The organism is Kitasatospora sp. NPDC059747 (assembly GCF_042732955.1).
GTDB lineage: Bacteria > Actinomycetota > Actinomycetes > Streptomycetales > Streptomycetaceae > Kitasatospora.
The window spans coordinates 1-11,903 of sequence record NZ_JBHWGV010000186.1 but is presented as its reverse complement, the minus strand read 5'-3'; the positions used below and the strand labels follow the sequence as shown (position 1 = coordinate 11,903).

General features: G+C 73.1%; 9 protein-coding genes, 1 pseudogene and 1 riboswitch. Of the genes and pseudogenes, 7 read left to right on the top strand and 3 right to left on the bottom strand.

Annotated features, from left to right (window positions below; translation table 11 throughout):
- Positions 1–126: 126 nt before the first annotated feature.
- From ACFV4G_RS41140 to ACFV4G_RS41130, 3 genes are all read left to right on the top strand, one after another.
- On the top strand, positions 127–1,539 hold the full coding sequence (locus ACFV4G_RS41140; protein ID WP_380448337.1) for a sugar porter family MFS transporter: 1,413 nt from the start codon (positions 127–129) through the stop codon (positions 1,537–1,539).
- A 92-nt stretch (positions 1,540–1,631) separates the two neighbouring features.
- A complete protein-coding gene (locus ACFV4G_RS41135) occupies positions 1,632–2,333 on the top strand; it encodes an alpha/beta fold hydrolase (RefSeq protein ID WP_359974977.1) in 702 nt (233 codons plus the stop codon).
- Positions 2,334–2,465: 132 nt separating this feature from the next.
- The gene (locus ACFV4G_RS41130) at positions 2,466–2,984 is read left to right on the top strand and encodes an HAD domain-containing protein (RefSeq protein WP_380448335.1); all 519 of its coding nucleotides are present in this window, start codon (positions 2,466–2,468) and stop codon (positions 2,982–2,984) included.
- Positions 2,985–3,013: 29 nt separating this feature from the next.
- On the opposite strand, the gene ACFV4G_RS41125 is transcribed toward ACFV4G_RS41130, so the two are convergent.
- Together ACFV4G_RS41125 and ACFV4G_RS41120 are read right to left on the bottom strand one after the other, a co-directional pair.
- Positions 3,014–3,802, bottom strand: coding sequence for a CPBP family intramembrane glutamic endopeptidase (locus ACFV4G_RS41125; RefSeq protein WP_380448333.1), 789 nt, complete (start codon positions 3,800–3,802; stop codon positions 3,014–3,016).
- A gap of 181 nt (positions 3,803–3,983) precedes the next feature.
- Positions 3,984–5,489 (bottom strand): glutamate--cysteine ligase, encoded by a 1,506-nt coding sequence (locus tag ACFV4G_RS41120; protein WP_380448332.1) that lies wholly within the window; start codon positions 5,487–5,489, stop codon positions 3,984–3,986.
- A gap of 368 nt (positions 5,490–5,857) precedes the next feature.
- Between ACFV4G_RS41120 and ACFV4G_RS41115 the strand changes: the two genes are divergently transcribed.
- On the top strand, positions 5,858–6,430 hold the full coding sequence (locus tag ACFV4G_RS41115; RefSeq protein ID WP_380448330.1) for a hypothetical protein: 573 nt from the start codon (positions 5,858–5,860) through the stop codon (positions 6,428–6,430).
- Positions 6,431–6,799: 369 nt separating this feature from the next.
- A complete protein-coding gene (locus ACFV4G_RS41110) occupies positions 6,800–6,991 on the top strand; it encodes a DUF5999 family protein (RefSeq protein WP_313766696.1) in 192 nt (63 codons plus the stop codon).
- A gap of 137 nt (positions 6,992–7,128) precedes the next feature.
- Here the strand turns inward: ACFV4G_RS41110 and gcvP are convergent, their stop codons facing one another.
- A complete protein-coding gene (gcvP, locus tag ACFV4G_RS41105) occupies positions 7,129–10,029 on the bottom strand; it encodes an aminomethyl-transferring glycine dehydrogenase (protein WP_380448329.1) in 2,901 nt (966 codons plus the stop codon).
- A 240-nt stretch (positions 10,030–10,269) separates the two neighbouring features.
- Positions 10,270–10,373, bottom strand: a riboswitch (glycine riboswitch).
- Positions 10,374–10,597: 224 nt separating this feature from the next.
- Between gcvP and ACFV4G_RS41100 the strand changes: the two are divergent.
- Together ACFV4G_RS41100 and ACFV4G_RS41095 are read left to right on the top strand one after the other, a co-directional pair.
- Positions 10,598–10,978: pseudogene (locus ACFV4G_RS41100) on the top strand (PRC-barrel domain-containing protein); the annotation flags it as partial.
- Positions 10,979–11,005: 27 nt separating this feature from the next.
- Positions 11,006–11,632 (top strand): YsnF/AvaK domain-containing protein, encoded by a 627-nt coding sequence (locus ACFV4G_RS41095; protein WP_380448339.1) that lies wholly within the window; start codon positions 11,006–11,008, stop codon positions 11,630–11,632.
- The last annotated feature ends 271 nt before the right edge of the window (positions 11,633–11,903 follow it).

The window sequence follows — 11,903 nt, the reverse complement described above, 5'->3', positions numbered from 1 at the left end:
TGTGTGTGGGGTGGGGGGTGGTGGTTTTGTTTCACCCCCCCCGCCCCCCCGCCGGCCGGGGGGCGCGGGGGGCCCCGGCCGCCCGCCGCCCCGGCGGGGGGGGCCCGTCCACCTCGGGGAGCGCGCGTGTCCACAACCAACACCCGGTCCACCGCCGGAGAGGCCCACCTCGGACACGTCGTGTTCATCTCCGCGGCCGCGGCGATGGGCGGCTTCCTGTTCGGCTACGACAGCGCCGTGATCAACGGCGCGGTCACCGGCATCCAGAAGCACTTCGGGGTGGGCAACGGCGAGACGGCGTTCGTCGTGGCCATCGCGCTGCTCGGCTCGGCCGCCGGCGCGGTGGCCGCCGGCCGGCTCGCCGACCACCTCGGCCGGGTGCGCACGATGCTGCTGGCGGCGACGCTCTTCGCGATCAGCGGCCTCGGCTCGATGTTCCCGCCGAGCATCCAGGTGCTCGCCACCTGGCGCGTGGTCGGCGGCGTCGCGATCGGCATCGCCTCCGTCATCGCCCCCACCTACATCGCCGAGGTCGCCCCCACCGCGTACCGCGGCCGGCTCGCGTCGTTCCAGCAGATGGCGATCGTGCTCGGCATCACCGTCTCCCAGCTGGCGAACTGGGCGCTCAACCAGGCCGCCGGCGGCGAGTCCACCGGCCACCTCGGCGGCGTCCAGGCCTGGCAGTGGATGCTCGGCGTCGAGACCATCCCGGCGCTGGTGTACGGCCTGATGGCGCTCGCCATCCCCGAGTCGCCGCGCTTCCTGATCGCCGACCACCGCGAGGCGCAGGCCCGCAAGGTGCTCAAGGAGGTCGAGGGCGAGGACGTCGACCTGGACGCCCGGGTCGCCGAGATCCGCGCGGTGCTGGAGTCCGCGCACAAGCCGCGCCTGAGGGACCTGCTCGGCGGCCGCTTCGGCCTCCTGCCGATCGTCTGGGTGGGCATCGGCGCCTCGGCGTTCCAGCAGTTCGTCGGCATCAACGTGATCTTCTACTACTCGTCGCTCCTGTGGCAGTCGGTCGGCATCAACGAGTCCAACTCGCTGCTGATCAGCCTCTCCACCTCGATCGTCAACGTGATCGGCACGGTGATCGCGATGGTGCTGGTGGACCGGATCGGCCGCAAGCCGCTCGCCCTCGCCGGCTCGATCGGCATGGCGCTCGCGCTCGCCACCGCCGCCTGGGCGTTCTCCTACCGGCACGGCACCGGCGACACTGCGACGCTCGACAACACCCACGCCACCGTCGCCCTGGTCGCCGCGCACGTCTTCGTGCTCTGCTTCGCCTTCTCCTGGGGCGTGGTGGTCTGGGTGCTGCTCGGCGAGATGTTCCCCAACCGGATCCGCGCCCTCGCCCTGTCCGTGGCCGCCTCCGCCCAGTGGATCGCCAACTGGGCCATCACCGTGAGCTTCCCGGACCTCGCCGACTGGAACCTCTCGGCGACGTACGTGATCTACGCGGCCTTCGCGCTGCTCTCCATCCCGTTCGTGGCCTTCTGCATCAAGGAGACCAAGGGCCGCGCCCTGGAGGAAATGGGCTGACCCCGACCCCCACCGACGCCCCCCAACGGTCCCCACCCGACGACCGCCGCAGGACGACCGCCGCACGCGGCCCGACCCACCGAGAGGAAGCCATGCCAGACCAGGGCGGCTCCCGGCAGAACCTCACCTTCCCGAGCAACGGCCGCACCGCGCACGGCTACCTGGCCCGCCCGCCCCAGGGCGTCGGCCCCGGCCTCGTCCTCGTCCAGGAGTGGTGGGGCCTCACCACCCACGTCGCCACGATGGCCGACCGCTTCGCCGCCGAGGGCTTCACCGTCCTCGCGCCCGACCTGTACGGCGGCGCGACGACCCACGACGGCGCCGAAGCCGCCCGCCTCAAGCGCGAGCTGCCCGTCGAGCACGCCGTGACGGACCTCGCCGGCGCCGTCGACCACCTGCTCGCCCTGGACGGCGTCGTCGGCGACGCGGTCGGTGTGGTCGGCTTCTGCATGGGCGGCGGCTTCGCGCTGCTGCTGGCCGCCCGCGCGGGCGACAAGGTGGCCGCCGCCGTCCCCTTCTACGGCCTCCCGCCCGACCCGGACTTCGACTACCGCGGCCTCACCGCCCACGTCCTCGGCCACTTCGGCGAGCACGACCGCTCGATCCCGATGTCCGCCGTCGACGAGGCCGCCACCCGCATCGGCGAGGCCACCGACATCCGCCCGGAGATCCACTTCTACCCGGCCGGACACGCCTTCATGAACGACGAGAACCCGCTCGGCACCTACGACGCCCTCCAGGCCCGCACCGCCTGGCGCCGCACCCTGAGCTTCCTCCGGGGCCACCTCGGGTGACCCCCGCACCCGGCTCCGCGAGCGCCCCCTGCGCCCCGCGTGCGCCCTGCGTCCGCCAGGTGGTGCGCAACCACCGGCGCACGCGGTTCGTCCGACCAGGTGAGTCATTCACCACCACCTGGGGGGCCACTGGTGCCGAAGCCTCTGCTGTTCCTGGACGTCGACGGCGTCCTCAACCCGGTCTGCCCGCACCCGGACGCCGGGTTCGACGCCCACACCCTGCTCGGCTACTCGGTCCTGCTCTCCGCCCGCCACGGCGACTGGCTGCGCGAACTCGCCGACACGTACGAACTCGTGTGGGCCACCACCTGGGAGGAGCACGCCAACACCCACATCTCCCCCGCGATCGGCCTGCCCGAGCTCCCCTTCGTCCGCTTCACCGGCTACGTCCCGCAGCCCGGCGACCCGCGCGTCCCCCTCATGCAACTGTTCTCGTCCCGCAAGTGGGCCCCACTGCTGCGCTACGCCGGAGGCCGCCCGTTCGCGTGGATGGACGATGTCATCCCCCAGCGCCTGGTGCGCAATTCACTGTGGCGCCGCGACCGCGTCCTGCTGCCCATCGACCCCGGCCAGGGCCTGGAACGCCGCCACGTCGACCGGCTCCTCGCCCGCCCGCCGAGGTCCCAGAGCAAGCTGACGCTCAAGGGGTAGGCAGCAGGCTCAAGGGGTGGGCAGCCGACTCAAGGAGTAGGCAGCCAGCTGACGTGCCCGGCGAGCAGCGCGTACCCGACGAAGGCCACCGTGTCGATCAGCGCGTGCGCCACCACCAGCGGCATCACCCGCCCCCACCGCCGGTACGCCAGGCAGAACACCGCGCCCATGACCATGTTGCCGACCAGCCCGCCGACGCCCTGGTACAGGTGGTACGAGCCGCGCAGCACCGAACTCGCGACCAGCGCCGCCGGCCACGACCACCCCAACTGCCCGAGCCGGCGCAGCAGGTAGCCGAGGACGACGACCTCCTCCAGGATCGCGTTCTGCCACGCGGACAGGACGAGCACCGGCACCCGCCACCACACGTCCGGCAGCCCCGACGGCGCCACCGTCAGGTTGTACCCGGCCGCCTGGGACGCCAGGTACAGCAGCAGCCCGGACCCGCCGATCGCGGCGGCGACGCCCGCGCCCCGCCCGAGGTCGCGCAGCTTCTGCCGCAGGTCGAAGCCGAGCACGCGCAGCGCCGCGCCCTCGCGCACCAGCAGGTAGCCGACCAGGACGACGGGCATCAGCCCGCGCCCGATGTAGTAGAGCTGCCAGGTCAGGTCGAGCCACGGCCGCCCGGGCGCCCGCGAGCCGTTCAGGGTCGCGACCTGCTGGCCGAGCGAGAGCGGCGCGGTGAGCGAGCCCGCGAAGTCGATGACCGCGCTGATGCCGCTGGCCCCGAGCGACAGCCCGAGGACGATCAGCAGCTCGGCACCGAGCAGCCGGCGCGTGGGCCGGGCGGTCTCCGGTTCGGTCGGGACGGTGGTCACGGGCGGGCTCCAGTGCGGCGATCAGGCCTCCGGCCGTCGGCCGACCACCGGGGCGATCATCCTGACACAGCGGCCGCGCGATCCGGCCGGCGGGCACTGGTGCCGTGGCCGGACGGGTCCACCGCGTTGCGACCCCCGGCCACGGCGCTACCCCACCGCGTTGCGACCCCCGGCCACGGCGTTACCCCACCGGCCAGGTGTGCACCGGCTCGCCGCCCCGCATGTGCTCGATGTACCGCCGGGTCATCGCCGCGAGCGCCGCCGGCCGGTCCATCCCGTACCGCTCCCGCAGCCGGTGGAAGGTCGCGCTCTGCCAGGCCGCGCCGTTGGTCCGCCGCAGGCAGCGCTGCTCGATGATCCCGAGGTAGCGGTCCCGGTCGGCCGGCTCCACGCCCCACGCGTCCAGGCCCTGGTAGGCCATCGGCAGCAGCTCGCCGAGCACCAGGTCGACGGCGGACACCGTGGTCAGCCCGCCGCCGCGCCCCGCCCGGCCCGAGCGCGGCCACTGGAAGACGGCGTCGACGCCGTACCGCGCCGCCTGCCGGAAGTTCTCGTCCGCCCGGTCGAACGGCAGCCTGGTCCACACCGGCCGCGACTGCTCGGCCAGCACCCGCACCACCCCGTAGTAGAAGGCCGCGTTGGCCAGGGTGTCGGCGACCGTCGGCCCGGCCGGCAGCGCCCGGTTCTCCACCCGCAGGTGCGGCACCCCGCCGCTCACGTCGTACACCGGCCGGTTCCACCGGTAGATCGTCCCGTTGTGCAGCCGCATCTCCGCCAGCCGGGGCGCGCCGCCGGAGGCCAGCACCTTCAGCGGGTCCTCGTCGTCGCAGATCGGCAGCAGCGCCGGGAAGTAGCGCAGGTTCTCCTCGAACAGGTCGTACGCCGAGTCCACCCAGCGCTCGCCGAACCACGTGATCGGGCGTACGCCCTGCGCCTTGAGCTCCGCCGTACGGGTGTCGCAGGCCTGCTGGAACAGCACCGGCCTGGTCTCGCGCCACAGCTCCCGCCCGAACAGGAACGGCGAGTTGGCGCCCAGCGCGAGCTGCGGCCCGCAGATCGCCTGCGCCGCGTTCCACACCGAGGAGAACCGCTGCGGCGTCACCTGGAGGTGCAGCTGGAGCGAGGTCGCCGCCGCCTCCGCGACCATGGTGATCGACTCCAGCTGGAGGCGCTCGACGCCCTCGATGTCCAGCGAGATGTCCTCGCCGCGGGCGGCCAGGATCTGGTCGCTCAGCAGGCTGTACCGCTGGTTGTGGGACATCGCGTCCAGCCCGGTGTGGTCGTGCTCCAGCGTCGGCAGGATGCCCACCATGACGATCCGCGCGCCGGCCTCGGCCGCCCGCCGGTCGGCGTAGCGCAGCCCGGTGTCGATCTCCTCGCGCAGTTCCTCGAAGACGTGCCCGCCCAGCCGGTGCGGCGCGATGTTCACCTCGATGTTGAACCGGCCGAGCTCGGTCTGGAAGTCGCTGGAGCCGATCGAGCTCAGCACCTGCGCGTTGCGCATCACCGGCAGGCCCTGCTCGTCGGCCAGGTTGAGCTCGATCTCCACGCCCATCACCGCGCGCGGGCGGTCGAAGCGGTCCTCCTGCAGCATCCGCCCGAGCGCGTCGAGGCAGGCCTGGAGCTTTCGTCGGTACAGCTGCCGGTCCGCCAGATCCGCACGCGTCGCCACGACCTTCTCGCCCATGGTCCCCTCCTCCTGAGCCACCGGCCGACCGACCGTGCCAGACATCATGCCCGCCCGGAAGATCGATACCCGAAGGCGTGTACTGGCTTGCAATGCAAGGAAACTGACGACTATTCAGAGTATCTGCCGACTTGCCCGGCGCCACCGCCTGTGATAAACAGGTCACCCTGCGCACCTGTTCGATAGAATTCGCACTGCGCTCCGGCCGGTCCGCTCCCCGCCCCGAGGCCCTCGTCGAGGGCGGCGACCGCGCCGGCTCCGCGATCCTGCACAACCGGACACGGCCAGGTCCCGTCACCGTTGACACACCGCGCCACGCCGGTATGCCGCACTCGCACGCCGATCTCACACGGAGAGGCGACCTCGCCATGACACTGCAGACCCCGCAACCCCCACCGAGCGCCCTGCGCGCGGTCCTCGCCGCACTCGACTCGGAGACCGCGCTGCGCCAGCCCGCCGCCGCAGCGCTGCGTCATCCGGCCGGCCCCCTGCTGCCCGCCCACCCGCTCGCCGTCCACGTCCTGGACGGCCCGCACCCCGAGCTCACCGCCGCCCGCCGGACGGGCTGGCGCTTCCTGATCAAGGACGGCGCCGACGTGGCCGCCGCCGCCGAAGTGGTGCTGGACATCGAGGGCCACACCTTCTCCCACTTCACCGCCGGCCCCTACCTGGACTCCACGGTCCGGGCGCTGCGCCAGGCCTGGCAGCTCGCGCAGGGCTCCCGGGTGCGCCACCAGCCCCGCCTGCTGACCTTCCCCGGCCAGTACGCGACGGCGCTGTGGCTGCACAGCCCCGACACCGGCCCGGCCGCCGACCTCCTGATCCCGCTCGCCCCGGCCCCGCTCGGCGTCACCGCGCACCGCGCGTACCCGGCCGCCGAGCTCCTCCCGCTGCTCGCACGCGCCCCCCTCGCCAAGCCGCTGCTCCTCGGCACCTCCTGACCCGGACACCCCTGGCGACACCCCCGACCCCAGGGCTCTCCGGACCTCTCACCCACCCGGACGGGTCACCGTCCATGGCCCTGATGGGTCACCTTGCGCCTGACCCGTCTGTGCGTATTTCGCCACCAGCCCCACCTGAACGGGTGATCTCTGCGCGGGAGTTGTGGCGCATGTCACCAAATCGCTGCGCGCACGTCCGCAGATGCCGACACTGGGAACCAGCGTGGAAGGACCACCTGTCCTACCCACTTGAGCGCCGCTCAACACCTGGTCGGCGCGCGGACAGGATCCGACTGCGCGGCGGTTCCCGACGGCTCGCCGTCGGCGGCCGCCCCACGGGGAGGATCGCAGAGCGAAGCGAGGGTACGCATGTGCCAGCACCGTCCTGAGTGCCCGTCGGCCGAGTCCGAGGACCGCGAGGCTGCCGTCCCGGTGGCCTGCCACCCGGAGCAGGGCTGGAGCCTGCTCTGCAACGGCGTCCTCATGTTCGAGGACACCGGAGAGCTGCTGCCCGACGGCCGGGTGATCGCACCGCGCCGCCCGGTCGCCCACGCGGCCTGACCCGCAGTCCGACCCGCGGCCTGACCCGCGGTCCGACCGTACGCACGCACCATCAGCGGGGGCAGTCCACGAGAACGGGGCAGGGCCCCGGCGAACGCACCGCCGGGGCCCTGCCACTCACGCCTGCCGGATCCGGCTCAGACGCCGTACTCGTCAAGCGGCGGGCACGAGCAGACCAGGTTGCGGTCGCCGTACGCGCCGTCGATCCGGCTGACCGGCGGCCAGTACTTGTCCGCCGGGTTCACGCCCGCCGGGAAGACGGCCTCCTGCCGCGAGTAGCCGTGCGCCCAGTCGCCGGCCAGGGTGGCGGCGATGTGCGGGGCGTTGCACAGCGGGTTGTCGTCGGCCGCCCACTCGCCCGAGCCGACCTTGTCGATCTCGGCGCGGATCGCGATCATCGTGTCGCAGAACCGGTCGATCTCGTGCAGGTCCTCCGACTCGGTCGGCTCGATCATCAGCGTGCCGGCCACCGGGAACGACATCGTCGGCGCGTGGAAGCCGTAGTCGATCAGGCGCTTGGCGATGTCGTCCACCGTCACGCCCGTCTCCTTGGTGAGCGGACGCAGGTCGATGATGCACTCGTGCGCGACCAGCCCGCCCGGCCCGGTGTAGAGCACCGGGAAGTGCGGGGCCAGGCGCTTGGCGATGTAGTTGGCGTTCAGCACGGCGACCTGGGTCGCGTGCTTGAGGCCCTCGCCGCCCATCAGGCGGACGTACGCCCAGGAGATCGGCAGGATCGCGGCCGAGCCCCACGGCGCCGCCGAGATCGGGCCGACACCGGTGGCCGGGCCGGCCTCCTCCTGCAGCGGGTGGTTCGGCAGGTACGGCGCCAGGTGGGCGCGCACCGCGACCGGGCCGACGCCCGGGCCGCCACCGCCGTGCGGGATGCAGAAGGTCTTGTGCAGGTTCAGGTGCGAGACGTCCGCGCCGAACTTGCCCGGCTTGGCGAGGCCGACCAGGGCGTTCAGGTTGGCGCCGTCCACGTACACCTGGCCGCCGGCCTCGTGCACCAGGGCGCAGATCTGGGTGATCTCGGTCTCGTAGACGCCGTGGGTGGACGGGTAGGTGACCATCAGCACCGACAGGCTGTCGCGGTGCTTCTCGATCTTGGCCTTCAGGTCCTCGACGTCCACGTCGCCGTCGACGAGGGTCTTCACCACGACGACCCGCATGCCGGCCATCACGGCGGAGGCCGCGTTGGTGCCGTGCGCGGAGGACGGGATCAGGCAGACGTCGCGCTGGGTGTCGCCGTTGGCGTGGTGGTAGGCGCGGACGGCCAGCAGGCCGGCCAGCTCGCCCTGCGAACCGGCGTTCGGCTGGATCGAGACGGCGTCGTAGCCGGTGACCTCGACCAGCTGCTGCTCCAGCTGGCGGATCAGGGTCAGGAAGCCCTGGGCCTGGTCGATCGGCGCGAACGGGTGCAGCTGGCCGAACTCCGGCCAGGTCACCGGCTCCATCTCGGTGGTCGCGTTGAGCTTCATGGTGCAGGAGCCCAGCGGGATCATGCCGCGGTCCAGCGCGTAGTCCCGGTCCGACAGGCGGCGCAGGTAGCGCAGCATGGCGGTCTCCGAGCGGTGGCTGTGGAAGACCGGGTGGGTGAGGTACTCGTCCTCGCGCAGCAGCGCGGCGGGCAGCGCCTCGGCGGTCTCGGCGGCCTCGACGGCGGGCACGCCGAACGCGGCCCAGACGCCGGCCAGGTGCTCACGGGTGGTGGTCTCGTCGGTGGAGACCGAGATCCGGTCCTCGCCGTCCTGGTACACGTTGATGCCGTTGGCGCGGGCGGCGGCGGCGATCTCGGCGGCGCGGCCCGGGACGACGGCGGTGACGGTGTCGAAGAACTCGCCGTGCAGCAGCTCGACGCCGCCGGCCCGCAGGCCCTCGGCGAGGGCGGCGGCGTAGCGGTGGGTGCGGCGGGCGATGTCGGCCAGGCCGTCCGGGCCGTGGTAGACGGCGTACATCGAGGCCATGACGGCGAGCAGCACCTGGGCGGTGCAGATGTTGCTGGTGGCCTTCTCGCGGCGGATGTGCTGCTCGCGGGTCTGCAGCGCCAGGCGGTAGGCGCGGTTGCCGTCCGAGTCGACGGAGACGCCGACCAGGCGGCCGGGCAGCGAGCGGGCGTACTCGGCGCGCACCGACAGGTAGCCGGCGTGCGGGCCGCCGAAGCCCATCGGCACGCCGAAGCGCTGCGAGGTGCCGCAGGCGATGTCGGCGCCGAGCGCGCCGGGCGACTTGAGCAGGGTCAGCGCCAGCAGGTCGGCGGCGACCGCGACGATCGCGCCGAGGCCGTGGGCCTGCTCGATGACGGGGGCGAGGTCGCGCACGACACCGGTGGCACCCGGGTACTGGAGCAGCACGCCGAAGACGCCGCGCTCGGCGATCTCGGCCGGGATGCCCTCGGAGAGGTCCGCCACGACGACCTCGACACCGGTGGGCACGGCGCGGGTGTTGATCACCGCGACGGTCTGCGGCAGGGTTTCGGCGTCGACGAGGAACACGCCGCCCTTGACCTTGGTGACGCGGCGGGCCAGCGCCATCGCCTCGGCGGCGGCGGTGGACTCGTCGAGCAGCGAGGAGCCCGAGGTGGGCAGGCCGGTCAGGTCGGAGACCAGGGTCTGGAAGTTGAGCAGCGCCTCCAGGCGGCCCTGGGAGATCTCCGGCTGGTACGGGGTGTACGCGGTGTACCAGGCCGGGTTCTCCAGGACGTTGCGCAGGATCACCGGCGGGGTGAAGGTGCCGTAGTAGCCCAGGCCGATCATCGGCTGGAGCACCTGGTTGCGGCCGGCCAGTTCGCGCAGCTCCGCGAGGACCTGGGCCTCGCTGCGGCCGGCGGGCAGGTCCAGACCCGTGATGGAACGGATCGCCTCGGGCACGGCGGTGGCGGCGAGCTCGTCCAGCGAGCCGTAGCCGACCTGCGCCAGCATCTTCTCCTGCGCGGCGGCGTCGGGGCCGATGTGGCGGTTCTCGAAGGGGCTGGCCTGCTCGAGCTCGGTGAGGGTGACGGCGCCGCTCGGGCGTCCCGCGTTCGACTGGGCGTTCATGGTGGTCGAGGCCTCCTGGTCACGGACCGGCGGGGGTACGCACGCCGGTCGGCCTGCACCGCTGCGGACAGCGGGTGGGCCTGGTGGCGGGCGGACCCGACAGGCCTCCCCCTCTGTCATCGGGACCTGAGAGCTTCGCCCGCGCGGCGCGCTGTGGGCGCTCCGCCGGCTTGCACCGTCGGTGAGGGTGGTGGCCGTCGGCTCCCTCGCCGGCGGTCCTGCCCTGCTTTCCAGAGTGACCTATCCCACACGGTACGGATGCCTGAGAGATTCCGGGGAGGAGTTGCTCCTTCGGCGCCCCGGCCAGCGGCTTTCGCCTTCGGGGACTCTCCCGAGCGGGCTCGGCGGTCGCGGCCCAGGGTACCAGCGGGAGCCCGTTCGATCACGGGTGTGTCCGGTCACCCGGGGTCTACGCGCGTCCCCCGAACGGCCCACCCCGCAGCCCGTCCGGACGCACCCCGCTCGCGGCCGTCCGGTTGATGGCTTTTGGTGTGAAGTGGCGGACGGCACGGCTGCTCCGGCCGCCGTCCTGCGGGAGTTCCGCAGGCGCAGCGCACTGGAGGAAAGAGTGCAAACCGATATCGACCCCCGCGACCTCATCGGCCACAAGGCGGTCGACCGCAACGGAGACAAGATCGGCACGGTCGACGAGGTGTACCTGGACGACGCCACCGGCCAGCCCGAGTGGGCCGCCGTCCGCACCGGCATCTTCGGCCGGGACGCCTTCGTCCCGCTCACCACGAGCGAGTTCTCCGGCGACGAGCTCCGCGTGCCGTACGACAAGTCGCTGGTCAAGGACTCGCCGGACTTCGGCGTCGGCCAGCACCTGTCGCCGGCCCAGGAGCTCCAGCTCTACCGCTACTACGGCCTCGACACCCCGGTGAACGGCCGGCCGGTGAACGGCGACGCCGGACCGCCGCAGCCCGACCTCGACTTCGGCACCACCGCGGCCGCCACCACGACGACCGTCGCCCCCATGACCACGACCACCCTCACCACCGCTCCCACCACGACCGCCACGGAGGCCCACGTGCGGACCCTCAGCACCCCCGCGCCGACAGCCGCCCCGATGGCGGCCGCGACCACGACCGCCCAACCCCCCGTCGCCCAGCCCGCCGTCCAGCCCAAGCCGCAGGCCGCCCCGGCGACCGAGGCCCCGTCCGCCCCCAGCGGCCCGGTCGAGATCACCTGCCGCGAGGAGCGGCTGGACATCACCACCGAGTGGCACGTGCTGGGCACGGCGAAGCTGCGCAAGTACGTGACGAGCGAGCAGGTCGAGCGCCGGGTCCCGGTGGTCCGCGAACGCGTCCGGGTGGAGCGGATGCCGGTGGGCGACGCCGAGCGGGCGGCCCTCACCGAGAAGGAGATCGCCGAGGCGGTGGAGGAGGTCACCCTGCGCGAGGAGCGCCCGGTGGTCCGCAAGTACCTCGCCCCGATCGAGCGGGTCCGCCTCGTCGTCGAGCGCTACACGGCGGAGGAGGTCATCCACGACGAACTCCGCCGCGAGAACGTCGAGGTCCACGACGACACCCCCGCCACCCCCAACGGAGCCCCCAACGGCACCCCCACCCCCAACGGAGCCTCCCTCCGCCCCCTGTCCTGAACCGCACCGCCCAAAGGCTCCCGGCCCCCACCGGGAGCCTTTGCCATGCCCACCGACTCCCCCGCCCCAACCCCCACCCACAGCCCGACCACCCCCGTCCGCCAAACCGCACGACGCCCCACCCGACGACCCCCCTCCGCCAAACCACACCACACCCCCCGCCGGCCCCCCCCCCCCCCCCCCCCCGCCCCGCCGCGGCCCCGCCCCCCCCCCCCCCCCCCCCCCCCCGCGGGGGGGGGGGGGGGGGCGGGCGCCGGCGCGGAGGCGGCGG

Excerpts from the sequence above, each read along its gene's own strand:
- ACFV4G_RS41135 (WP_359974977.1), top strand. The coding sequence starts at position 1,632 with ATGCCAGACCAGGGCGGCTCCCGGCAGAACCTCACCTTCCCGAGCAAC.
- ACFV4G_RS41120 (WP_380448332.1), bottom strand. The coding sequence starts at position 5,489 with ATGGGCGAGAAGGTCGTGGCGACGCGTGCGGATCTGGCGGACCGGCAG.
- ACFV4G_RS41115 (WP_380448330.1), top strand. The coding sequence starts at position 5,858 with ATGACACTGCAGACCCCGCAACCCCCACCGAGCGCCCTGCGCGCGGTC.
- ACFV4G_RS41110 (WP_313766696.1), top strand. The coding sequence starts at position 6,800 with ATGTGCCAGCACCGTCCTGAGTGCCCGTCGGCCGAGTCCGAGGACCGC.
- gcvP (WP_380448329.1), bottom strand. The coding sequence starts at position 10,029 with ATGAACGCCCAGTCGAACGCGGGACGCCCGAGCGGCGCCGTCACCCTC.
- ACFV4G_RS41095 (WP_380448339.1), top strand. The coding sequence starts at position 11,006 with ATGACCACGACCACCCTCACCACCGCTCCCACCACGACCGCCACGGAG.